The 22,968-nt window shown below is 67.4% G+C and carries 18 protein-coding genes and 1 pseudogene; 14 read left to right on the top strand and 5 right to left on the bottom strand.

The window, feature by feature from the left end; all coding sequences use genetic code 11:
* Positions 1 to 390: 390 nt before the first annotated feature.
* A complete protein-coding gene (locus F6Q13_RS01545) occupies positions 391 to 2,355 on the bottom strand; it encodes a hypothetical protein (RefSeq protein WP_293051216.1) in 1,965 nt (654 codons plus the stop codon).
* Between the two features lie 766 nt (positions 2,356 to 3,121).
* On the opposite strand from F6Q13_RS01545, the gene dnaK reads away from it, so the two are divergent.
* From dnaK to F6Q13_RS01525, 4 genes are read left to right on the top strand one after another with little or no spacing between them, the layout of a single operon-like run.
* Positions 3,122 to 4,975: a molecular chaperone DnaK gene (gene dnaK / locus F6Q13_RS01540; protein ID WP_293051213.1), complete on the top strand. Its 1,854-nt coding sequence runs from the start codon at positions 3,122 to 3,124 to the stop codon at positions 4,973 to 4,975.
* A complete protein-coding gene (gene grpE / locus F6Q13_RS01535; RefSeq protein ID WP_293051210.1) occupies positions 4,972 to 5,631 on the top strand; it encodes a nucleotide exchange factor GrpE in 660 nt (219 codons plus the stop codon). The genes dnaK and grpE overlap by 4 nt, the downstream gene beginning before the upstream one ends.
* Positions 5,632 to 5,687: 56 nt before the next feature.
* On the top strand, positions 5,688 to 6,872 hold the full coding sequence (gene dnaJ, locus F6Q13_RS01530) for a molecular chaperone DnaJ (protein WP_293051206.1): 1,185 nt from the start codon (positions 5,688 to 5,690) through the stop codon (positions 6,870 to 6,872).
* A complete protein-coding gene (locus tag F6Q13_RS01525; protein ID WP_293051203.1) occupies positions 6,872 to 7,243 on the top strand; it encodes a helix-turn-helix transcriptional regulator in 372 nt (123 codons plus the stop codon). The genes dnaJ and F6Q13_RS01525 overlap by 1 nt, the downstream gene beginning before the upstream one ends.
* A 12-nt stretch (positions 7,244 to 7,255) precedes the next feature.
* Here F6Q13_RS01525 and F6Q13_RS01520 read toward each other — a convergent pair whose 3' ends face one another.
* On the bottom strand, positions 7,256 to 8,149 hold the full coding sequence (locus F6Q13_RS01520) for an aldose 1-epimerase (RefSeq protein WP_293051201.1): 894 nt from the start codon (positions 8,147 to 8,149) through the stop codon (positions 7,256 to 7,258).
* Between the two features lie 18 nt (positions 8,150 to 8,167).
* A complete protein-coding gene (locus F6Q13_RS01515) occupies positions 8,168 to 9,340 on the bottom strand; it encodes an FAD-binding oxidoreductase (RefSeq protein WP_293051198.1) in 1,173 nt (390 codons plus the stop codon).
* Positions 9,341 to 9,454: 114 nt separating this feature from the next.
* Here F6Q13_RS01515 and F6Q13_RS01510 point away from each other — a divergent pair, with 114 nt between their 5' ends.
* The 6 genes from F6Q13_RS01510 to F6Q13_RS01485 all read left to right on the top strand — a co-directional run bounded on the left by F6Q13_RS01510 (position 9,455) and on the right by F6Q13_RS01485 (position 16,596).
* A complete protein-coding gene (locus tag F6Q13_RS01510; protein WP_293051195.1) occupies positions 9,455 to 10,951 on the top strand; it encodes a PE-PPE domain-containing protein in 1,497 nt (498 codons plus the stop codon).
* Positions 10,952 to 11,134: 183 nt separating this feature from the next.
* Positions 11,135 to 13,681, top strand: a complete 2,547-nt coding sequence (gene clpB, locus F6Q13_RS01505; RefSeq protein WP_293051192.1) for an ATP-dependent chaperone ClpB — start codon at positions 11,135 to 11,137, stop codon at positions 13,679 to 13,681.
* 105 nt (positions 13,682 to 13,786) lie between these two features.
* Positions 13,787 to 14,629 (top strand): trehalose monomycolate transport factor TtfA, encoded by an 843-nt coding sequence (ttfA, locus tag F6Q13_RS01500; RefSeq protein ID WP_293051188.1) that lies wholly within the window; start codon positions 13,787 to 13,789, stop codon positions 14,627 to 14,629.
* 24 nt (positions 14,630 to 14,653) lie between these two features.
* Positions 14,654 to 15,430 carry an SDR family oxidoreductase gene (locus tag F6Q13_RS01495; protein ID WP_293051185.1) on the top strand — a complete coding sequence of 259 codons (777 nt, stop codon included), beginning with the start codon at positions 14,654 to 14,656 and terminating at the stop codon, positions 15,428 to 15,430.
* Positions 15,417 to 15,959: an orotate phosphoribosyltransferase gene (gene pyrE, locus F6Q13_RS01490; protein WP_293051182.1), complete on the top strand. Its 543-nt coding sequence runs from the start codon at positions 15,417 to 15,419 to the stop codon at positions 15,957 to 15,959. Before F6Q13_RS01495 ends, pyrE begins: the two co-directional genes overlap by 14 nt.
* The gene (locus tag F6Q13_RS01485; RefSeq protein WP_293051179.1) at positions 15,952 to 16,596 is read left to right on the top strand and encodes an RNA methyltransferase; all 645 of its coding nucleotides are present in this window, start codon (positions 15,952 to 15,954) and stop codon (positions 16,594 to 16,596) included. The genes pyrE and F6Q13_RS01485 overlap by 8 nt, the downstream gene beginning before the upstream one ends.
* A gap of 12 nt (positions 16,597 to 16,608) precedes the next feature.
* On the opposite strand, the gene F6Q13_RS01480 is transcribed toward F6Q13_RS01485, so the two are convergent.
* Positions 16,609 to 17,352: an MBL fold metallo-hydrolase gene (locus F6Q13_RS01480; RefSeq protein WP_293051251.1), complete on the bottom strand. Its 744-nt coding sequence runs from the start codon at positions 17,350 to 17,352 to the stop codon at positions 16,609 to 16,611.
* A 93-nt stretch (positions 17,353 to 17,445) separates the two neighbouring features.
* On the opposite strand from F6Q13_RS01480, the gene fgd reads away from it, so the two are divergent.
* From fgd to F6Q13_RS01465, 3 genes are read left to right on the top strand one after another with little or no spacing between them, the layout of a single operon-like run.
* Positions 17,446 to 18,456, top strand: coding sequence for a glucose-6-phosphate dehydrogenase (coenzyme-F420) (fgd, locus tag F6Q13_RS01475; protein ID WP_293051176.1), 1,011 nt, complete (start codon positions 17,446 to 17,448; stop codon positions 18,454 to 18,456).
* Positions 18,457 to 18,462: 6 nt separating this feature from the next.
* The gene (pta, locus tag F6Q13_RS01470) at positions 18,463 to 20,547 is read left to right on the top strand and encodes a phosphate acetyltransferase (protein ID WP_293051173.1); all 2,085 of its coding nucleotides are present in this window, start codon (positions 18,463 to 18,465) and stop codon (positions 20,545 to 20,547) included.
* Entirely contained in the window at positions 20,537 to 21,691 is a 1,155-nt protein-coding gene (locus tag F6Q13_RS01465) for an acetate kinase (RefSeq protein WP_293051170.1), read from the top strand. Before pta ends, F6Q13_RS01465 begins: the two co-directional genes overlap by 11 nt.
* Here F6Q13_RS01465 and F6Q13_RS01460 read toward each other — a convergent pair.
* Positions 21,688 to 22,680 (bottom strand): hypothetical protein, encoded by a 993-nt coding sequence (locus F6Q13_RS01460; RefSeq protein ID WP_293051167.1) that lies wholly within the window; start codon positions 22,678 to 22,680, stop codon positions 21,688 to 21,690. The two genes, F6Q13_RS01465 and F6Q13_RS01460, sit on opposite strands and share 4 nt — an antisense overlap.
* Positions 22,681 to 22,773: 93 nt before the next feature.
* On the opposite strand from F6Q13_RS01460, the pseudogene F6Q13_RS20250 reads away from it, so the two are divergent.
* Positions 22,774 to 22,968 (top strand): annotated as a pseudogene (locus F6Q13_RS20250) (zinc ribbon domain-containing protein); the annotation flags it as partial.

Here is a 22,968-nt window from a genome sequence, read left to right as displayed (position 1 = left end):
TGCTTCGTGGTCGTTACGTGTCCCCGAAGCTCTCTCATGTGAGCGGGCTGTCGCACCGACGACCATCGGCACATGACAACAACCCTTATCGTGGACCCTTCTCGTAGACGCGCGTTCCTGATTGTCACGCGCTGCCCCGTGCCCGACAAGTCAGGGCACACGCTGTCGGCTTTTCCGGACTCCACGACTGTCGCTTGAATCCAGTAGGCGCCGAGCCGACGGCGTCACAGGCTGCCATGGCTGGCCAGCCAGACGCTCGCGATGCGAAGATCTGTCTTTCGGCCAGGGTGTCGTAGTCGCGGTCGTAGTGCAGCCACGCCGTAGGCCTCGGCCAAGCTCGCGCTGGCCCGGCTGAGGGGTCGGGCACGGCCAAGGCCGGGTTGTCCGAATTCATAACGCCGGCACGTCGAAATGGAACGGGATGATGTCGCCGGGATCGAAGGGTACGGCGGGGTTGAGGATGGCTTTGTCAATAGCGGTGACACCGGAATCGGCGGGGAAGTCGATCAGCGCGATGGGCCCCAGCACGGTGATGAGTTCGTCATAGATCGAACCGCTCGGGGTGCTTTCCCAGACGTTGTAGGCCGCGCCGAGCAGGTTCGTCACGGCAAAGTAAGTGTCATCTGCCGGACAAGTCCCGCTGGAGCAGCCGGTGACCTCAAATGAGGCGCTTTGGATGAACGGCAGCTCCACAACGACCATGTTGGTGGTCATTTCGCCTTGTTCGACGGCGCTGGGACCGGTGCCGCTGTAGATGTACATGTCTTGGGTGTCGAGCACGAATGTCGGCGTCAGTCCGAAGACATCCAAAGTGGCCGCGCCGCCGAAGGCGGCCAGCAGCGGCGGCGCGCCGAGCGTCAGCGGGTCGGGGTTGTAGCCCTGGATACCGGCCGAGGTCACGGGGTAGAAGGTCTGGTCGTCGATGGAGAAAGCCGTCGTCGCCGGGGTGAGCGAACTGGTGGGAGGAGGGATGAGGTTGTCGTGGAGCTGGGTGGCTTGCTCGGAGACCAGGTCGGCGAAAACGGTCCCCGGGTCGACCTCGGCGACGCCCCCCGAGTTGACGTTGAAAAAGGCCGGCACGGTGGTGTCGCCCAGCGGGCTGGTGAAGGTGAGGGTGGCGGGCCCGTCACCGGGCGGGGGCGCGACATAGATTTCGGAGCCGAAGCCGATGTTGAAGGGGGCGAGGTTGGTGACGGCGAAATCCGTTCCCACGGGCGGACAGCCGGGATTGCCACAGGTGGAGGTGACGATATTGTTCACGTCGGTCAGGCCCAATACTCTGGCCATCACCACGGTGTCATCGATGGTGCCCTCATCGGTGCCGGCACTGTTGTAGACGGTGAAATCCTGGGTGATAAGAGGGATTTTGATAGAGATGCCTAAGACGGACAGGTCCACGTTTGCGCCGGCGGCGGCCAAAAGCGGCGGAAACATCGCGTCGATAGGCGCCGTCGAATAGGTGTCGTTGACGGGAGCGAGAATGGCGTCCATGCCGGGGACGTCGATGGTGAAAGCATCGGGATTGATCCCGGTGTCGCCGGATGTCGCCACCAGGTTGGCGTAGGCCGCGGCTTGGCTCAGGGTCGCCGGCACGCTCGAGCTGCTGAAATTCTGGGTCAACAGCGCCGACAGGTTGAGTTCTTCGCCGTATTTGTCTAACGGAATCGGGCTCGCGATGCTGAACTGCTGACCGTTGGGCAACACGAAAATGTCGTTGACGCCGCTGGGGGTGGCTTCGTAGACGTTGTAGTAGATGCCGGCACCGTTTATCCCGACGGATAGGCCTCGGAAGATGTCGTATACCGCTCCAACCGGCGGCAGGTCCGCGTGTGTATAGCCTTCCTCACCGGTCGCCGAATCAATAGTGAATTCGTAACTGGTCATGCCCAGGACCTGGATCATGCTCTCGTAGCCCGTCACGTTACCCATGTAGTCGCCGGCCGAGTTGTAGACGGTGAAGTCTTGCGTGTCGAGCGAATCCTCGACCGGGACAAAGCCCGCCAGCGTGGTGTCGAGCACCGCGCCGTTGGCGGTGAACAGCGGCGGAACAGAACCGAGCGGCGGTGTGAGGAAGGAGCTCCAGCCCTCGGTGCCGCCGAAGCACAACGAGAAAATGCACGTCGGAAACGAGGTGACGGGGTCGAAGGTATACGGGCCGAGGGTGAATGCGTCGGTGCCGGTGGCGCTGGGGCCGGACAGCAGATCTATCGGGGTGGACAGCGGGTGCACCGGGCTTGGCCCCGCGGCCTGGGCAACGCCGATAGCGGCCGCCGCCGCAATGGCCAATACTGCACCCCCCCGTCTCATGCCCGGCGGCAAGGACGCCGAGGGCAGCACGTGGACGTCGCTGGTCACCGGGTGCTGATCGACGGAATGTCGCCAACGGGGGCGGTCGGATCGATCTTGTCGGGCCTTGCGCGGAAAGTGCCGGCGTGTCCTGGCGGGTCGGTGCTTGGCCATCTTCATCTCCCGTCAGGACAGATGAACGTTTATGACGTCACGGTCGCGGGTCGGCGGCGGCGGCGACGCCATCCCGATTCGGCGGACAACACCCCCCGCCCCGCCGACGGACATCATCCGGTGACCCTATGACATCTTCGACCTGCGACGGGATGATTGACAATATCTGTTGTCCACGCGGCCCTCATGGACCCAGCACGGTAACCAGTACCCACGGTTACTGTCAACACCCGGGCGTCGGTGTCGCTGATCTAAGACCCGGTTCCGCGACGCCGCCGACGCGGCACGTCAGGCCGCCTCGACGTCGCCAATGCCGCGAGCGTGACGCCAACGTCACGACGGGCGGCGAGCGTGACGCCAACGTCACGGTCGCTAGGCAGGGTCAAGGCAAGAAAATGTCCGGAACGACGACAACAGTGAAGAACACGGCACCGAATTCAGCGCCGAGTCAGTCGGCCGGACAGTACGTTGAACCAAAGACTTCGGTCGCGGGTCCCGACAACCTGGGAACAAATGGCGCAGATCTGCCGTTGACCCGAGCAAGAACATGAGTCGATCAAGCTCAACCTTGAGTTGACAGCACGGCCTCGGCAGGGGCAGACTTGAGCGGAGCTGACTCAGCATAGTGCACCACGCAGCCCAACGTTAGGGAGGATTCACCATGGCTCGTGCGGTCGGTATCGACCTTGGGACCACCAACTCCGTCGTCTGTGTCCTCGAGGGCGGTGACCCCACCGTCATCGCCAACTCCGAGGGCTCCCGCACCACCCCGTCGGTCGTCGCGTTCGCGCGCAACGGCGAGGTGCTGGTCGGCCAGCCCGCCAAGAACCAGGCGGTGACCAACGTCGACCGCACCGTGCGGTCGGTCAAGCGCCACATGGGCACCGACTGGTCGATCGAAATCGACGGCAAGAAGTACACCGCGCAGGAGATCAGCGCCCGCATCCTGATGAAGCTGAAGCGCGACGCCGAAAGCTACCTGGGTGAAGACATCAGCGACGCGGTGATCACCGTGCCCGCCTACTTCAACGACGCTCAACGTCAGGCGACCAAGGAAGCCGGCCAGATCGCCGGGCTGAACGTGCTGCGCATCGTCAACGAGCCGACCGCCGCGGCCCTGGCCTACGGCCTGGACAAGGGCGAGAAGGAACAGACCATCCTGGTGTTCGACCTGGGTGGCGGCACCTTCGACGTCTCGCTGCTGGAAATCGGCGAGGGCGTCGTGGAAGTTCGCGCCACCTCCGGTGACAACCACCTCGGCGGCGACGACTGGGACCAGCGCATCGTCAACTGGCTGGTCGACAAGTTCAAGGCGACCAGCGGCATCGACCTCACCAAGGACAAGATGGCCATGCAGCGGCTGCAGGAGGCCGCCGAGAAGGCCAAGATCGAACTGAGCTCGAGTCAGAGCACGTCGATCAACCTGCCCTACATCACCGTCGACGCCGACAAGAACCCGCTGTTCCTCGACGAGCAGCTGACCCGCGCGGAGTTCCAGCGCATCACCCAGGACCTGCTGGACCGCACCCGTCAGCCGTTCCAGTCGGTGATCAAGGACGCCGGGATCTCGGTCGCTCAGATCGACCATGTCGTGCTGGTGGGCGGGTCCACTCGGATGCCCGCGGTGACCGACCTGGTCAAGGAACTGACCGGCGGCAAGGAGCCCAACAAGGGCGTCAACCCCGACGAGGTGGTCGCCGTCGGCGCCGCGCTGCAAGCCGGCGTGCTCAAGGGTGAAGTCAAAGACGTTCTGCTGCTCGACGTCACGCCGCTGAGCCTGGGTATCGAGACCAAGGGCGGCGTGATGACCAAGCTCATCGAGCGCAACACGACGATCCCGACCAAGCGGTCGGAGACCTTCACCACCGCCGACGACAACCAGCCGTCGGTGCAGATCCAGGTCTACCAGGGCGAGCGCGAGATCGCCGCGCACAACAAGCTGCTCGGCAGCTTCGAGCTGACCGGTATTCCGCCGGCGCCGCGCGGTGTCCCGCAGATCGAGGTCACCTTCGACATCGACGCCAACGGGATCGTGCACGTCACGGCCAAGGACAAGGGCACCGGCAAGGAAAACACGATCAAGATCCAGGAGGGCTCCGGCCTGTCCAAGGAGGAGATCGAGCGGATGATCAAGGACGCCGAGGCGCACGCCGAGGAGGACCGCAAGCGCCGCGAGGAAGCCGACGTCCGCAACCAGGCCGAGACGCTGGTCTATCAGACCGAGAAGTTCGTCAAGGAGCAACGTGAGGCCGAGGGCGGCCCGAAGGTCCCCCAGGACACGCTGAACAAGGTCGACGCGGCGGTCGCAGAAGCGAAGTCGGCGCTGGCCGGCACCGACATCGGCGCGATCAAGTCCGCGATGGAGAAGCTGGGCCGGGAGTCGCAGGCGCTCGGCCAGGCGATCTATGAGGCAACCCAGGCCACGCAGGCCGCTGGTGCCGCCGGCGACGGGTCGGGCGGCGCCGAGGATGTGGTGGACGCGGAGGTGGTTGATGATGACCGGGAGGCCAAGTGACGGAAGGCAACTCACACGAGCAGGTGACTGTTACCGATAAGCGGCGGATCGATCCCGAGACCGGCGAGGTGCGTCACATGGCTTCCAGCGCGCCACCTGCTCCGCGGCCGGAAGGCGAGACCAACGCCACGGCGCAGGCCACCGCCGACAAGGTCGCCGAGTTGACCGCCGATCTGCAGCGGGTACAAGCCGACTACGCCAACTACCGCAAGCGTGCCCTGCGCGAACAGCAGGCCGCCGCCGACCGGGCCAAGGCCGGCGTCGTCAGCCAACTGCTGGGCGTGCTCGACGATCTCGAGCGGGCGCGCCGCCACGGCGATCTGGAGTCGGGGCCGCTGAAGTCGGTCGCCGACAAGCTGACGAGCGTGCTGACCGGGCTGGGCCTGACCGCGTTCGGCGCCGAAGGCGAGGACTTCGACCCCGCGCTGCACGAGGCCGTTCAGCACGAGGGCGACGGGGCTCAGGACTCCAAGCCGGTGGTCGGCAACGTGTTGCGGCAGGGATACAAGCTCGGCGATCAGGTGCTGCGGCATGCCCTGGTCGGCGTGGTCGACACGATTACCGACGAGACCGTCGTCGATACCGGGGTAGCTGCCGAGGCGACCGAGCCGGCCGATAACGACACCGACACCGGTGAGCAGGCCGCAGAATCGTAAACCGATGCAGAATTAGCGAGCGCACACTTGAGGAGGGTGAGAGGGGGTGACGCGCAATGGCCCAACGCGAGTGGGTCGAAAAGGACTTCTATAAGGAGCTGGGCGTCTCCCCCGACGCCAGCCAGGACGAGATCAAACGCGCCTACCGCAAGCTGGCCGCCGAGTTCCACCCGGACCGCAATCCGAACAACCCGCGCGCTGCGGAGCGGTTCAAGGCCATCTCCGAGGCCAACAGTGTGTTGTCGGACGAGGCCAAGCGCAAAGAGTACGACGAAACTCGTCGGCTGTTCGCCGGCGGCGGGTTCGGTCGCCGGTTCAACGGCGCTCCCGGCGGCGGGTTCACCGGCTTCGGCATGGGCGGTGACGGCGTCGAGTTCAATCTCAACGATCTCTTCGACGCTGCCGGCCGCACCGGCGGGGCCAATATCGGCGACCTCTTCGGTGGCTTGTTCGGGCGCGGCGCCGCGCCCCGTCCGAGCCGGCCGCGGCGTGGCAACGACCTGGAGACCGAAGCCGAGCTGAGCTTCATCGAGGCCACCAAGGGCGTGGCGATGCCGTTGCGGCTCACCAGCCCCGCGCCGTGCACCAACTGTCACGGCAGCGGCGCCCGACCGGGCACCAGCCCGAAGGTCTGCCCCACCTGTAACGGGTCGGGTGTGATCAGCCGCAACCAGGGCGCTTTCGGCTTCTCCGAGCCGTGTACGGATTGCCGCGGCACCGGCTCGATCATCGAGTACCCCTGCGACCAGTGCAAGGGGACCGGTGTCACGACCCGCACCCGCACCATCAACGTGCGGATCCCACCCGGCGTCGAGGACGGACAGCGGATCCGGCTGGCCGGTCAGGGCGAGGCGGGACTGCGCGGCGCCCCGTCGGGCGACCTGTACGTCACCGTGCATGTGCGCCCCGACAAGGTCTTCGGACGCGACGGCGACGACCTGACCATCACGGTGCCGGTCAGCTTCGCTGAATTGGCGTTGGGCACCACACTATCGGTGCCGACGCTGGACGGCCGGGTCGGTGTCCGGGTGCCCAAGGGCACCGCCGACGGCCGCACCCTGCGGGTCCGCGGGCGCGGCGTGCCCAAGCGCACCGGCGGTCACGGCGACCTGCTGGTCACCGTGAAAGTCGCGGTGCCGCCGAACCTGGAAGGCGCCGCCAAGGAGGCGCTGGAGGCCTACGCCGCCGCCGAGCGAGCCAGTGGATTCGACCCCCGGGCCGGATGGGCAGGTAACCGCTGATGGCCCACAAAGACGAGTCGCGCACGTTTATGATCTCGGTGGCCGCGGAGCTGGCCGGGATGCATGCGCAGACTCTGCGCACCTACGACCGGCTGGGGTTGGTCACCCCGCGGCGCAGTTCCGGTGGGGGGCGCCGATATTCGCAGCGCGACGTCGAGCTGCTCCGCGAGGTGCAGCGGCTCTCCCAGGACGAGGGCGTCAACCTGGCCGGAATCAAACGGATTATCGAGCTGACCAGAAAGGTCGAATCGTTGCAGGCCCGGCTGAAGGAGATGTCCACCGAGATCGAGGAGTTGCGCGCCAAGCAGCGTCGCGATCTCGCGGTGCTGCCCAAGAGCACCGCGGTCGTGGTCTGGCAACCCCGCCGCTAGGTCCTGCGATGCTCAGCTGACCCGGATCGAAAACTGCGTGACCGCCGAATCACCCGGCCGCACAGTTCGGTAGCCCCCGCGCCGCAGCGCGTCGGTCGGCGCGGCCATCGGCTCGAAGCACACCACGTCCTCGTCCCGTGGCGCGTAGATCTGCGCCGCCGGATACCCGTGGTCGAAGTGCACCTCGATACGCCGACCGCCACCGGATACCGCGAACACCGCGCCGACGGGGACTTCGTCGTATCCGTCGTCGAAAGCCCTGTCCCCCAACGGCTCAACGGCTGCCGGCCGGCGCGACGACGCGCCGGTCGGCAGTCCCCGCCCGTCGAGAGCCAGCTGCCGCATCGGCGGGGTTTCGATAACCCACTCGCTTCGCGCCACGTGGGGCAGCTGCAGGTACGGGTGAAATCCGAAGCACAGCGGGACTGACGTTTTCCCGGTGGGGGTCACCGTGGCGCGCACAGTCAGCGTGCGTTCGGCGAGCCGCACACTCAGCGCCAGCACATGAGGAAACGGAAAGCTGGCCAGCAATTCCGGATCGGCGCCGAAGTCCACTTCGGCGGCCAGCTCGTTCGCCGATTCAGTGATCACCCGCCAGTGCCGATACCCGGCCAGCACACCGTGAATGGGCAGCCCGTTAGGGTCGGGCCGAACTCCGCCCCGGCCCACAGCCAGGGTGACCGTCTTTCCTTCCGCCGTATAAGTAGTGTCGCCCAGTCGGTTTGCCCACGGGTACAAGATCGGGATGCCCATCGTCTTCGCGTCGGCGAGGTAGGCGTCCAGTCCGTGACGCCGGCCGAGCAGCTGCACACCGGAGTCGGTCAGTGACGAGCCGATCATGCCGGCGTCCGGCACGAACTGGGCCCGGATCGACGACGACGGGTCGCGCAGTGTGACGAAGTGCACGGCCGCCAGCCTACGATCTCAGCGGGACAGCGGGTCGTGCTGGATGCGCTCGGGCGGAGCTCCTTTGGCGATCAGCGCGGCCTTGGTGGCGCGCACCATCGCGGGGCCCCCGCAAATCAGGATTTGCCGGTCACCCCAGGCGCCGTACCGGGTCACCACGTCAGGCAACCGGCCGATCTGGCGCACATGCAGCCCACGCGGGGGTGTGACGTCGGGGTAGTCGGTGGCCCACGGCGGATCGCCGCCGTATTCGGAGACCGGGCACACCGAAAGCCAGGGATTGTGCGCGGCGATCCGCCACAGGGTGGGCAGGTCATAGAGCTCGCAGGGGTAACGGGCCCCGAAGAACAGGTGCACCCGCGGGTTTTCGCCGAAGCGGGCGAGGTCCATGACGATCGAGCGCAATGGCGCCAGACCGGTGCTGCCGGCCACCATCAGCACGTCGGCGCCGTCGCGGTCGACCCGCAAGCCGCCGTGCGGGCCGGACAGCCGCCACCGGTCGCCGGGACCGGTTTCGGCGACGATGGCGGTGCTGACCAGTCCGCCGGGCACCGCCCGCACGTGAAACTCGATGGCACCGCCATTGTCCGGCGGGATGGCCGGCGTCAGGTAACGCCAGCGCCGCGGGCATTGCGGTACCGCGACGTTGACGTACTGGCCCGGTTGGTAGGGCAGCGGTCGGTCCAGTGCCAGCCGGACCACCGCCACATCCCGCGACACCCGCAGGTGCTCGACGACGGTGCCGTCGAACCAGGGTGGTCCGTCGTCGGCGTCGGCGGCGCCGGTCATCACCCCGGTGATCAGGTTCAGCGACTGGCGGGCGGCGTCGTCGACGGCGCCGGTCCACATGTCGGCCAGCTCAGTGCGCAATGTCGCATACAGCGCCTGCCGCAACGTGTCGTAATGCGCCGCGACGACCCCGTATTTGCGATGATCACGGCCAAGTTGCGCCAAAAACGCCACCGGCGCCTCGGCGCGCTGGGCGACCAGCTCGCCGTAGACCCAGTTCAGTGCGTGGGCGAACGCGGCTCGCTGGTCGGCCATATCGGGTGGAAACAGGTCACGCACGGCGACGTCGAGGGAAAACCAGCGGGTGTAGAACCGGCCGACCAGACTGTCGGCATCGCACGCGGCCTCGCCCGCGAAGGCGGCGTGCAACACCCGCAGGGCATCTGTGTCGGTAAGGCCCACGGGCCAGAATTCTAGGTGCGACGCTGTGTCATCCGTCGCCGCCCAGCGCTTGACGAAGCACCCGTGTAAGTGCTAAGAAACACTTAACCAATTCTCAGATTTGGAGGGGCCATGATGAGCCCGCGAGTCCGGCTGGTCAGCCTTGGCCTGTTGGCGGCCGGCGGCGCCGGCTTGCTGGGCTTGACGTCGATGACCAATGCAGCGTCGGCGTTCGCCGACGACGTGACCTTGGTGTTCGGCGGCAGCGGGCTGCCGATCCCGTCCCAGCAGATCGTGGACAACGTCACCAACCTGTTCGTCACACCGTCACCGGGGCTCGGGGACTTCACCGTCGAAAACGCCCAGAGCGCGTTCACGCCCGAGGGGTTCTACCCCACCGACCCGCTCACCGGTGTCAAGAGCCTGCCCGCCGGCCCGTCGGAGGAGCAGGGCCTGTACATGATGAACTCCTATATCGACCAGCAGGTCGCGGACGGCAACAACGTCGTGGTGTTCGGCTACTCCCAAAGCGCCGGCATCGCCACCGAGGAGCAGGAGAACCTGGCCACCGATCTGGCCAACAAGGTGCCCGGGACGCCAACGCCGGATCAGGTGCAGTTCGTGCTGATCGGCGATCCCGCCGGCGAGGGCTCGTCGCTGCCCGACACGCCCTACACCACCGACATCTACGCGCTGCAATACGACGGTGTGACCCAGCCGCCGGCCTATCCGATCAACGTCCTGGCCGACCTCAACGCCGCCGCGGGCTTCCTCTACGTGCACTCCAGTTATCCGGCGTTGACCGAAGCCCCGGCAGACCAGGTAGCACCCAGCGGTGACGTTCTCCTGACCACGCTGAACAGCGCGGCCGGCGGCACCATCAACTACTACCTGATCCCCACCGAGAACCTGCCGCTGCTGGATCCCATCCGGGGGCTTGCCGTGATCGGGCAGCCGATTGCCGACCTGCTGCAGCCGGACCTGAAGGTCCTCGTCGACCTGGGCTATGGCGCCAACAACCTCGGCTACGTCGCACCGTCGTTGGAGCCCTACCCGCTCGGGGTGTTCCCGGATGTGGACCCGCTGACCGTGCTCGGTGAGCTGGCCACCGGCGCCGAGCAGGGGTTCAGCGCGTTCCTTGGCGATCTGCCTGCGGTGCCCGGCAACCTGGTGGCGTTCCTCGAGGCGGCTCCGTCGGAAATCATCGACGGGCTGACCCACCTCAACCAGGTCAACTACATCACGATCCTGTCGTCGATCCTGGGCCCGGGCGCGGAGCTGGTGCTTCAGGGCGAGTACCAACCGGTCGCCGACTTGGCGCCGCTGCTCCCGGTCCCGACGGGCCCGGCAGCGCCGCTGGTCGACTTCATCAACGCCGTGACCAGCGCGGTTTCCTTCGACTACGCGACGCTGCTGCCGACGGCCGACAACCTGGTCACCATCGCCGAGCTGCCGCTCTTGGACGCCGGCGTCTTCGCGCAGTACCTGGGTCAGGGCAACATCGTCGACGCGCTCGGTTTGCCGGTAGCGCTGGACACCGGCGAACTGGTGCAGTTGCTTGCCACCGAGATCTTTGTGGTGGGCAATGCGGTCGTGCACACCATCGGGGATTTCACCGCCCTGATTCCCTGAAATCCGGGCGAGCTGCCGGGCGGTTGGTGTTTGCGGCGCAGTGTCGCGGCCGGCCTTCGACGACCGCGTGCATCGGCAGCGCCCCGGGTACGCCAAACTTGAGTGGAACATACTCAACCTTGACGGCGTTGGACAACGCGACAAGCATTTTTGATACTCCTTCCGACCTGAACGGAGATCGTCGTGGACTCTTTCAACCCGACCACCAAGACTCAGGCGGCGCTGACATCGGCCCTGCAGGCGGCTTCGGCTGCCGGGCATCCCGAGATCCGGCCCGCTCATCTGCTGTTGGCGCTGCTGACGCAGAACGACGGGATCGCCGCGCCGCTGCTGGAGGCCGTCGGCGTCGAGCCTGCCACCATCCGTGCTGAAGCCCAGCGCCTGCTGGATCGGTTGCCGCAGATCACCGGCGCCAGCTCGCAGCCCCAGCTGTCCCGGGAATCGCTGGCCGCGATCACCACCGCGCAGCACCTGGCCACCGAGTTGGACGACGAGTACGTCTCCACCGAGCACCTGATGGTCGGGCTGGCCACCGGCGACTCCGACGTCGCCAAGCTGCTGACGGGCCACGGCGCCTCGCCGCAAGCCTTGCGGGAGGCGTTCGTCAAGGTGCGCGGCAGCGCGCGAGTGACCAGCCCCGAGCCCGAGGCCACCTACCAGGCGCTGGAGAAGTACTCCACCGACCTGACCGCGGCCGCCCGGGAGGGCAAGCTGGACCCGGTCATCGGCCGCGACACCGAGATCCGCCGGGTCGTGCAGGTGCTCTCCCGGCGCACCAAGAACAACCCGGTGCTCATCGGTGAGCCCGGCGTCGGCAAGACCGCGATCGTGGAGGGCCTGGCCCAGCGCATCGTCGCCGGCGACGTGCCCGAAAGCCTGCGCGACAAGACCATCATCGCCCTGGATCTCGGCTCGATGGTGGCCGGCTCGAAGTACCGTGGCGAGTTCGAGGAGCGGCTCAAGGCGGTGCTCGAGGACATCAAGAACTCCGCGGGGCAGATCATCACGTTCATCGACGAGCTGCACACCATCGTCGGCGCCGGCGCGACCGGCGAAGGGTCGATGGACGCCGGCAATATGATCAAGCCGATGCTGGCCCGCGGGGAGCTGCGCCTGGTCGGCGCCACCACCCTCGACGAGTACCGCAAGTACATCGAAAAAGACGCCGCGCTGGAGCGTCGGTTCCAGCAGGTGTACGTCGGCGAGCCGTCGGTCGAGGACACCATCGGCATCCTGCGCGGCCTGAAAGACCGCTACGAGGTGCACCACGGGGTACGCATCACCGATTCCGCGCTGGTTGCCGCCGCCACGCTGAGCGACCGCTACATCACCGCCCGGTTCCTGCCGGACAAGGCGATCGACTTGGTCGACGAGGCGGCGTCCCGGTTACGCATGGAAATCGACTCCCGTCCCGTCGAAATCGACGAGGTCGAGCGCCTGGTGCGCCGACTGGAGATCGAAGAGATGGCGCTGGCCAAAGAGGAGGACGAGGCGTCGGCGGAGCGGCTGGCGAAGCTGCGCGCCGAGCTGGCCGACCAGAAGGAGAAGCTGGCCGAACTCACCACCCGCTGGCAGAACGAGAAGAACGCCATCGACACCGTGCGCCAACTCAAAGAACAGCTCGAGACGCTGCGCGGGGAGTCCGAGCGCGCCGAGCGCGACGGCGACCTGGCCAAGGCCGCCGAGCTGCGCTACGGCCGCATCCCCGAATTGGAGAAGAAGCTTGAGGCCGCGCTGCCGCAGGCGCAGGCCCGCGAGGCGATGATGCTCAAGGAAGAGGTCGGCCCCGACGACATCGCCGAGGTCGTGTCGGCGTGGACCGGCATCCCGGCCGGGCGGCTGCTGGAAGGCGAGACCGCCAAACTGCTGCGGATGGAAGACGAACTGGGCAAGCGGGTCGTCGGCCAGAAGAAGGCGGTCCGAGCCGTTTCCGATGCGGTGCGCCGCAGCCGGGCCGGGGTCGCCGACCCGAACCGCCCGACCGGGGCGTTCATGTTCCTCGGCCCGACCGGTGTCGGCAAGACCGAGCTGGCCAAGGCGCTGGCCGAATTCCTGTTCGACGACGAGCGGGCGATGGTGCGCATCGACATGAGCGAGTACGGCGAGCGGCACTCGGTGGCCCGGCTGATCGGTGCGCCGCCCGGCTACGTCGGCTACGAGTCCGGCGGCCAACTCACCGAGGCGGTGCGTCGCCGGCCCTACACCGTGGTGCTGTTCGACGAGATCGAAAAGGCTCACCAGGACGTGTTCGACGTGCTGTTGCAGGTCCTCGACGAGGGTCGGCTCACCGACGGGCAGGGCCGCACGGTCGACTTCCGCAACACCATCTTGATCCTGACCTCCAACCTCGGGTCGGGCGGCACCGAGGAGCAGGTCATGGCGGCGGTGCGGGCCACGTTCAAGCCGGAGTTCATCAACCGGCTCGACGACGTGCTGATCTTCGATGCGCTCAAGCCCGAGGAATTGGTGCAGATCGTCGACATTCAGCTGGCCCAGCTGGGTAAACGGCTGGCGCAGCGCCGGCTGCAGCTCGACGTGTCGCTACCGGCCAAGCAGTGGCTGGCGCAGCGCGGATTCGACCCGGTCTACGGAGCGCGTCCGCTGCGGCGGTTGGTGCAGCAGGCCATCGGCGACCAGTTGGCCAAGATGTTGCTGGCCGGTCAGGTCCACGACGGCGACACCGTGTCGGTCGACGTCAGCCCCGACGGCGAGTCGCTGGTCCTGGGCTGAGTTCCCGGCGACTTGACATGGCCGCACGATTGTCACGAGGCTGATGCGCGGTTGTGACCTGGTCGCATTCCCGGCGACCAGCCGATAGCGGTTAGGCTGTAAGCAATGGTCCCGCTCTGGTTTACGCTGTCCGCGCTGTGCTTCGTCGGCGCGGCGGTGCTGCTGTACGTCGACATCGATCGACGTCGCGGCCGGGGCCGTCGCCGCAAGTCGTGGGCGCGCTCGCACGGGTTCGACTACGAACCGGAAAACGCCGAAATCCTCAAGCGTTGGCAGCGCGGGGTGATCTCGACCGTCGGCGATATCCCGGCGCGCAACGTGGTGTTGGGTCAGATCCGCGGCGAGGCAGTCTACGTCTTCGACCTCGACGAGGTCGCCACGGTCATCGCACTGCACCGCAAGGTGGGCACCAACGTCGTGGTCGATATGCGGCTCAAGGGCTTGAAAGAACCTCGGGAGAACGACATCTGGTTGCTGGGTGCGATCGGCCCGCGGATGGTGTATTCCACCAACCTGGATGCGGCCCGGCGGGCCTGCGACCGGCGCATGGTCACCTTCGCGCACACCGCGCCGGACTGCGCGGAGATCATGTGGAACGAGGAGAACTGGACGCTGGTCAGCATGCCGATCACCTCGACTCGCGCTCAGTGGGACGAGGGCCTGCGCACGGTGCGGCAATTCAACGATCTGCTGCGGGTGCTGCCGCCGGTGCCGCAGCCGGCCGGCCAGGGACGGTCGGCTCAGCGCCGGCACGCCGCGCCGAGTCGTCCGCTGGAGCCGGCAGGCCGCGCAGACCTGCCGCCCCGCAGCGCCGACGCCGCGGCGGGATTGGAGCAGGCCCGGCCGGCCCCGACCCAACCTGCCCGCGCGGAGCACCGCCCCGACACCGCGGTCCAGCGACCGCCGTCGGGCGGCAACGGCCACCAGGCCGCCTATCACCAGCGGTGACGGTCGACAGCTACGCTGTCGGTCATGCCGCGTCCCGTCGCCTTGATCACCGGGCCCACGTCGGGAATCGGTGCCGGCTACGCCCGTCGCTACGCCGCCGATGGCTACGACCTGGTGCTGGTCTCCCGCGATGTCGGCCGGCTCACGCAACTGGCGGCCGAGCTGCGTGACGAGGCCGACCGCACCGTCGAGGTGCTGCCCGCCGACCTGGCCCGATCAGACGACCGCAGCAAAGTCGCCCAGCGGCTGGCCGCCGGGGTCGACGTCTTGGTCAACAACGCCGGCTTCGGCACTGCGGGCGAGTTCTGGACCGCCGATCCCGCGCTGCTGCAAGCCCAGCTCGACGTCAACGTGACCGCGGTGATGCAGCTGAGCCGCGCCGCGCTGCCGCCGATGCTCGACGCCGGTGCCGGCACCATCGTCAACGTCGCCAGCGTCGCCGGTCTGCTCTCCGGCCGGGGATCGACGTACTCGGCGTCCAAGGCGTGGGTGGTGTCGTTCACCGAAGGCCTGGCCGGCGGGCTGTCCGGTACCGGCGTCGGGGTGCACGCGGTGTGTCCCGGTTTTGTGCACACCGAGTTTCATCGCCGGGCCGGGATCGACATGGCGTCGCTGCCGTCGTTCCTGTGGCTGGAGGTCGACGAGGTGGTCCGGGAGAGCCTCGCGGACATCGCGCGCGGCAAGGTGATCAGCGTCCCCGGTGTGCAGTACAAGATTCTTGTCGGCCTCGTGCGGATGCTGCCGCGAAGCCTGGGGCGCGTCGCCACCAACCGATTCGGTCGTGGCCGTGGCCGGACTTGAGCGCGCCGAGCTGGCTGAGCTGGTGCGCCGGCTCTCGGTGGTGCACGGCCGGGTCACCCTGTCGTCGGGCCGACAAGCCGACTACTACGTCGACCTGCGTCGCGCGACGCTGCACCATCGGGCGGCCCCGCTGATCGGGCGGCTGATGCGCGAACTCACCGCCGATTGGCACTACGCAGCGGTGGGCGGACTGACACTGGGCGCGGACCCGGTCGCCGTCGCGGTCATGCACGCGCCGGGCCGTCCCATCGACGCGTTTGTGGTGCGTAAGTCGGTGAAATCCCATGGCATGCAACGTCGCATCGAGGGACCCGAGGTCACCGGTCGGCGGGTGCTGGTCGTCGAGGACACCAGCACCACCGGCGCCTCGGCGCTGACTGCGGTGCGGGCCGTGCTCGACGCCGGCGGCGAGGTGGTCGGCGTGGCGACGGTGGTCGACCGCGCCACCGGCGCTGCCGAAGCCATTCGAGCCGCAGGACTGCCCTACCGAAGCGTGCTGGGGTTGTCGGATCTCGGGCTGCATGACTGAGCTGGGCCCCACCGAATGGGGCGCACCGGCGGGCGGCGTCGGCCCGTGGGTGGGCGACGTCCCAGACGATCCGCGATACGACCCGACGCTGCTGCGCGACGGCGACGCCCGCAACGTCGTCGACGCCTACCGGTACTGGACCCGGGAGGCGATCATCGCCGACGTCGACAGTCGCCGGCACCGGCTGCACGTCGCGATCGAGAACTTCGGCCACGACGCCAACATCGGCGCGGTGGTGCGCACCGCCAACGCGTTCGCGGTGCACACCGTGCACATCGTGGGCCGGCGGCGGTGGAATCGCCGCGGCGCCATGGTCACCGATCGCTACCAGCGACTGCGCCACCATGACCGCATCGCCGACCTGCTCGACTTCGCGGCAGGTGCCGGCCTGACTGTGGTCGCCGTCGACAACGTTCCCGGCGCTGCCCGGCTGGAGGCGACCGGATTGCCGCGGGACTGTCTGATGGTGTTCGGCCAGGAGGGGCCGGGACTGACCGACGAGGCGCAGGCGGGCGCCGCGCTGACCGTGTCGATCGCGCAGTTCGGCTCGACTCGCAGTATCAACGTCGCGGTTGCCGCCGGGATCGCCATGCACGCCTGGATACTCCAGCACGGCGACATCGCCAAGGCGTGGTGAAATCGTGCAGTGTCAGCGGCGCGCCAATGCGGTCGCCCGGTCGGCGGCTTGCCGAATCGGTCCGCGCCACAGGTCGCCGTGGCCGGGAGCCAGGACCTCGGTGTCGAGCAGCGTCAGGGCCGCCAGGCTGCGCACACAATCCTCCTGGCTGTGGCTGAACAGCGCCGGCAGCAGCTGCGGGCCGCCGCGCGCCAGCAGCGGGTGCCCGGTGACCAGCGCATCTCCGCTGGCCAGCACGCCGTCGACCAGATACGAGCAGTGCCCCCCGGTATGCCCGGGGGTGGGGATGGCCATCGGCCGGCCGGGCAACCGGGCGGCGATGTCGGGGGTCAACGGCTGCGCCGACGGGATGCCGTCCCGGCTCAGGCCACCCTTGCGCACCACATGCGCAGCCCACGCCGCCCAGCGGGGCCGCCAGATCCGCAGCGCGACATCCAGGGGCGAAACCTGCTCCAGGTACTCCCGCTTGGCGTGGCCGACTTCGTCGGCGTGGCAGTACACCGGGGTGCCGTGGGTTTTGGCGAACCAGATCGCCGAGCCGAAATGGTCGATGTGGGCGTGGGTGAGCAGGATCGCGTGCACGTCGTCGGGGCCGTATCCGAGTTGGCGCAGCGAGGAAAGCACGTCGCCGCGGTCACCGGGGTAGCCGGAGTCGATCAGCAGCACCCCGCTGTCGTCGCTGACCAGCAGCCAGTTCACCGCCTCGCCCTGGACGAGGTGCACGGTATCGGTGACGGGGGTGAGCACCGGTGCCATGACCGCGAGCTTAGCCACCAGGTGATCGCAAGCCCGGCCGAGCCGGGCACGGCGAGTCGCCGGCCGACAAGCCACCGGAGTAGAAACAACAGCGTGGCTGAATTGAAACTGGGGTATAAAGCGTCGGCGGAACAATTCGGGCCGCGCGAACTTGTCGAGCTGGCGGTCTCCGCCGAGGCGCACGGCATGGACAGTGCGACCGTCAGCGATCATTTCCAGCCGTGGCGACACCGGGGCGGTCACGCGCCGTTCTCGCTGGCCTGGATGACGGCGGTCGGCGAGCGCACCAAGCGTGTCACGCTGGGCACCTCGGTGCTCACCCCGACGTTCCGCTACAACCCCGCCGTCATCGCCCAGGCGTTCGCCACCATGGCCTGCCTGTACCCCGACCGGGTCTTCTTGGGCGTGGGCACCGGCGAGGCGCTCAACGAGATCGCGACCGGCTACCAGGGGCAGTGGCCGGAGTTCACGGAGCGTTTCGCCCGATTGCGCGAATCGGTACGGCTGATGCGTGAGCTGTGGAACGGTGACCGGGTCGACTTCGACGGCCAGTACTACCGGGTCAGGGGAGCTTCGATCTACGACGTTCCCCGGGGTGGGGTGCCGGTCTACATCGCCGCCGCCGGACCGGTGGTGGCCAAGTATGCCGGTCGCACCGGCGATGGTTTCATCTGCACGTCGGGCAAGGGCGCGGAGCTCTACCGGGACAAGCTGGTTCCGGCGGTCGAAGAAGGAGCAGCGGCGGCGGGCAGATCGGTCGACGAGATCGACAAGATGATCGAGATCAAGATCTCCTACGACCCTGACCCGGAATCGGCCCTGGAGAACACCCGGTTCTGGGCTCCGTTGTCGCTGACCGCCGAACAGAAGCACAGCATCGGCGACCCGATCGAGATGGAAGCAGCGGCCGACGCATTGCCGATCGAGCAGGTCGCCAAGCGCTGGATTGTGACCTCGGATCCCGACGAGGCGGTGGAAAAGGTCGGCCAGTACCGCGCATGGGGCTTCAACCACCTGGTTTTCCATGCGCCCGGTCACGACCAGCGCCGATTCCTGGAGTTGTTCGAGAAGGATCTCGCGCCCCGGCTGCGACGGCTGGGGTGAGCCGACATGCCCGACGTCGCTGAGCCTTCCGGGCTCTACATCGCCGCGCCCGAAGGCGACACCGGCAAGTCGACCATCGCGCTGGGGATTGTGCACCGGCTGGCCGCCACGGTCGCCAAGGTGGGCGTCTTCCGGCCGATCTCGCGGCTGGGTGAGGACCGCGACTACATCCTGGAGCTGTTGCTCGCGCACGCCACGGCCGGCCTGCCCTACGACCGTTGCGTCGGGGTGACGTACCCGCAGTTGCACGCCGACCCTGACACCGCGATCGCCGACATCGTCGAGCGCTACCACGCGGTGGCGCAGGCCTGCGATGCGGTGGTGATCGTCGGCAGCGATTACACCGACGTCACCAGCCCGGCCGAGCTGAGAGTCAACGCGCGCATCGCGGTCAACCTCGGAGTGCCGGTGCTGTTGGCGGTGCGGGCCTCCGGGCGCAGTCCCGATGACGTCGTGAAGGTCGTGCAGTTGAGTCTTGCCGAGTTGTCCGCCCAGCACGCCTACACCGCGGCGGTGGTTGCCAACCGGTGTGAGCCGTCCCAGCTCGAGGCCGTCGCCGAAGCGCTGCGGCGGTGCGAACCGCGCAGCTACGTCTTGCCCGACGAGCCGCTGCTGACGGCGCCGACGGCAGCCGAATTGCAGGCCGCGGTGGGCGGGGTGCTGCTGAGCGGCGACGAGGCGCTGCTGGGTCGCGAGGCGATGGGGGTGACGGTGGCCGGAATGACCACCGACCACGTGCTGGAGCGGCTGCGTGAGGGCAGTGCGGTGGTCACGCCGGGCGACCGCTCCGACGTGGTGCTTGCTGTTGCCAGTGCCCATGCGGCAGCGGGATTTCCATCGCTGACGTGCATTATCCTCAACGGCGGTTTCCAGCTGCATCCGTCGATCTCGGCGCTGTTGTCGGGTCTGCGGCTTCGATTGCCGATCATCGCCACCACGTTGGGCACCTACGACACCGCAAGTGCGGTCGCGTCGACCCGCGGGCGGGTCACCGCGGCCTCGCAGCGCAAGATCGATACTGCACTGGCGCTGATGGACCGCTACGTCGACGTTGCGGACCTTTTGGCGCAGCTCGTGATTCGGGTGCCGGAAGTGGTCACACCACAGATGTTCACCTACCAACTGCGGGAACGAGCACGAAAAGACCGCAGGCACATCGTGCTGCCAGAAGGCTCCGACGACCGCATCCTGCTGTCGGCGGGCCGGGTTCTGCGGCGCGGCGTGGCCCGGTTGACCCTCCTTGGTGACGAGAATCAGATTCGTTCGCGTGCTGCGGAACTCGGCGTTGATCTGGCCGACACCACGATAATCGACCCACGCACCAGCGACCTGTGTGATCGGTTCGCTCGGCAGTACGCGCTACTACGCAAGGACAAAGGTGTCACCGTCGAGCATGCGCGTGAACTTATCGGCGATGTATCCTATTTCGGCACCCTGCTTGTCTACAACGACTATGTCGACGGGATGGTGTCGGGCGCAACGCACACTACCGCGCACACGGTCCGACCGGCGCTCGAGATCATCGGGACGGCTCCGGGCTTCTCCACGGTGTCGTCCATCTTCTTGATGTGCCTGCCGGACCGGGTACTGGCCTACGGCGACTGCGCGATCGTCCCGGATCCGACGGTCGAGCAGCTCGCCGACATCGCGATCAGCTCGGCGCGCACCGCCGCGCAGTTCGGCATCGAACCCAGGGTGGCCATGCTGTCGTATTCGACCGGCGACTCCGGTGCCGGCGCCGGCGTCGACAAAGTAAGGGCTGCCACGGAATTGGTGCGACGCCGGGCACCGCAGCTTCTAGTGGAGGGACCTATCCAGTACGACGCCGCAGTGGAGCCGTCGGTGGCGGCCGCGAAGATGAGCGATTCGCCGGTTGCCGGCCGCGCTACCGTGCTGATCTTTCCCGATCTCAACTCCGGCAACAACGCCTACAAGGCGGTGCAACGCAGCGCGGGCGCGATCGCGATCGGCCCTGTGCTACAAGGTCTCAACAAGCCGGTCAACGACCTGTCGCGTGGTGCCCTGGTCGAAGACATCGTCAACACCATTGCCATCACCGTGATCCAGGCGCAGGGTGCGGATGGCCGCTGAACCCCTGGTGCTGGTGATCAACGCAGGCTCGTCATCGCTGAAATACCAGTTGATCGAACCTCACTCGGGTAAATCGCTGGCGCGTGGCAATGTGGAACAGATCGGCGAGCCGTCGTCGCCTGTTGCCGACTACGACGCGGCGCTACGTTCGGCGTTCGGCCGGTTGGCCGGGGCTGGTTTCGATGTGAAGACATGCGGTCTGTTAGCGGTCGGACACCGGATAGTGCACGGCGGCATGACCTTCTATCGGCCCACTGTGGTCGACGATGCGGTGATCGCCAAGCTGGCGGAATTGGGGCCGCTGGCCCCGTTGCACAACCCGCCGGCGATACGCGGTGTCGAGCTGGCGCGCACGATGCTTCCCGGCGTGCCACATGTCGCGGTGTTCGATACGGCTTTCTTCCACGACCTGCCGGCCGCGGCGGCGACTTACGCGATCGACCGTGAGCTGGCCGAGAGATGGCGGATTCGCCGATACGGATTTCACGGCACCTCGCACCGATACGTCAGCGAGCAGGCCGCGGCGTTTTTGGGCCGGCCGCTAACCGAGCTGAATCAGGTTGTGCTGCATCTGGGTAACGGCGCCTCAGCGTCGGCGATCGCAGCGGGCCGTCCCGTCGACACGTCGATGGGTCTGACCCCGTTGGAGGGCCTGGTGATGGGCACCCGCAGCGGTGACATCGACCCGGGCATCATCGGCTATCTGTGCCGGGTGGCGAAGATGAGTGTCGACGAGATCGATTCGATGCTCAACCAGCGGTCGGGGATGCTGGGGCTGGCCGGTGAACTGGACTTCCGCGGTCTGCAGCAGCTCATCGAGACCGGAGACGCTGCGGCGCGATTGGCCTATGACGTGTTCGTCCACCGGCTGCGCAAATACGTCGGTGCTTACCTGGCGGTGCTGGGCCGCACCGACGTGGTGAGCTTCACCGCGGGCATCGGCGAGAACGTCGCGGCGGTGCGTCGCGACGCACTGAGCGGGCTGACGGCGTTGGGCATCGAGATCGACGAGCAGCGCAACACGCAGCCCGGCGAAGGGGTCCGCCGGATTTCCGCCGAGACCTCGAGAACCGCTGTGCTGGTGATCCCGACGAACGAAGAGCTGGCCATCGCCCGGGAATGTCTGCGGGTGATCGAGGCTTAGGGCACCAGCCCGGTCAACAACGCCAGCAACTCGGCTCCGATACCGGTGAGGTTGGCGGTCAGGTCGCCGCCGACGACGGACACCGGCAGGCCGGTCTCGGTCAGCACGCCGTTCACCAGGGGCATGAGGTCGAGCGTGGGGTCGTTCGTCAGCAGTGTGGGCAGATCCGCGGAGACCGGGACCGGGGCGATGCTGCCGAGAACCGCCAACAGGTCGCCGGACAGATCGGCGTCGAAGGTGGGCACCGCTGGGCCGGTCACCGCCGGGACGGTCAGGTCGAGGGTGCCGGGCAGCAGGTCGTGGAGCGGAGTGTCGATGCTGATAGCAACGTCCAGAGCGCCCGGGCCGACCAGGTCGGGGGTCGTCGTCAGATTCGCGCCGCCGAGCGTGGCGAACTCGTCGGCCAGGGTGTTGCTCACCTGCTGCAGGAGTTCGATCGCGCGGCCGCCGGTGTTGGTGAGCAGACCAGGGGCGGCGGGCAGCCCAGGACCGACAGCCTGCGGGTAGCCGTCGAGGAAGGCGTACAGGATCGTCGTCGGCGCTTTCGCCGCGTCGTCAAGGGCAGCCGAGTAATCACCGCTGCCCAGCGCCGCGTGAATGTTGTCCGAGACGGCCGTCACCGCGGTGGAGGCCGCCGTGTCTCCGTAGCCGGCGCTGAGCACTGCCAGCGCAGTCTCGGTCAGCAGCGCGATCGGGTTGGTCGCCAGGTTCGCGGTGCTGGTCGCCAGGTCGGCGAGAAACACACTGATGCCCTGCGGGATGTCCGGGTCGGTCAGCCAGTTGGTGGTGCCGAGGATCGACTCCAACCCGGTGACGTTGTCCCCGGTGGTGGAGATCAACTGGGACAGGTCGAACTCGTCGTAGTCGGCGAGCTTCACCGGTCGGCGCTGCGCGTCGGGCGGGGGTTGCGCGATCGGTGTGACATCGAGAAGGCCGGCACCGATGACGGCCAGACCGGCGGCGGCCCAGCAACGAAGAGTGCGTTGCATAACGGGCCTCCTCGACCATTTTGCGAGGACTCCCACTGTAGTTGAGGTGTAGCTGAGCTATGTCGGTTTTGACCGCGGACGACGGGCCCCCACTGCGGGGCCGTTGACACTGCGATGACGCTGGCCGACCGGGTGTTCACCTGTGGGTGTGGGCATACCGCCGACAGAGACACCAACGCCGCGACAAATCTGGCCCGCTGGGGCCAGGCCCATCACGACCTCGATCGATCCCCGGACCCCCAAGCAGGAGGCCGGGCCACCAATGCCCGCCGACGGGACGGCGCTGAA

It is taken from the genome of Mycobacterium sp., from assembly GCF_008709575.1.
Taxonomy (GTDB): Bacteria; Actinomycetota; Actinomycetes; order Mycobacteriales; family Mycobacteriaceae; genus Mycobacterium.
This window is presented reverse-complemented; position numbering and strand designations above follow the sequence as displayed.

Coding starts and splice junctions, on each gene's coding strand:
- pta (WP_293051173.1), top strand. CDS start 18,463: ATGCCCGACGTCGCTGAGCCTTCCGGGCTCTACATCGCCGCGCCCGAA.
- F6Q13_RS01495 (WP_293051185.1), top strand. CDS start 14,654: ATGCCGCGTCCCGTCGCCTTGATCACCGGGCCCACGTCGGGAATCGGT.
- F6Q13_RS01525 (WP_293051203.1), top strand. CDS start 6,872: ATGGCCCACAAAGACGAGTCGCGCACGTTTATGATCTCGGTGGCCGCG.
- dnaK (WP_293051213.1), top strand. CDS start 3,122: ATGGCTCGTGCGGTCGGTATCGACCTTGGGACCACCAACTCCGTCGTC.
- F6Q13_RS01485 (WP_293051179.1), top strand. CDS start 15,952: ATGACTGAGCTGGGCCCCACCGAATGGGGCGCACCGGCGGGCGGCGTC.
- F6Q13_RS01510 (WP_293051195.1), top strand. CDS start 9,455: ATGAGCCCGCGAGTCCGGCTGGTCAGCCTTGGCCTGTTGGCGGCCGGC.
- F6Q13_RS01480 (WP_293051251.1), bottom strand. CDS start 17,352: ATGGCACCGGTGCTCACCCCCGTCACCGATACCGTGCACCTCGTCCAG.
- F6Q13_RS01465 (WP_293051170.1), top strand. CDS start 20,537: ATGGCCGCTGAACCCCTGGTGCTGGTGATCAACGCAGGCTCGTCATCG.
- ttfA (WP_293051188.1), top strand. CDS start 13,787: ATGGTCCCGCTCTGGTTTACGCTGTCCGCGCTGTGCTTCGTCGGCGCG.
- F6Q13_RS01460 (WP_293051167.1), bottom strand. CDS start 22,680: ATGCAACGCACTCTTCGTTGCTGGGCCGCCGCCGGTCTGGCCGTCATC.
- dnaJ (WP_293051206.1), top strand. CDS start 5,688: ATGGCCCAACGCGAGTGGGTCGAAAAGGACTTCTATAAGGAGCTGGGC.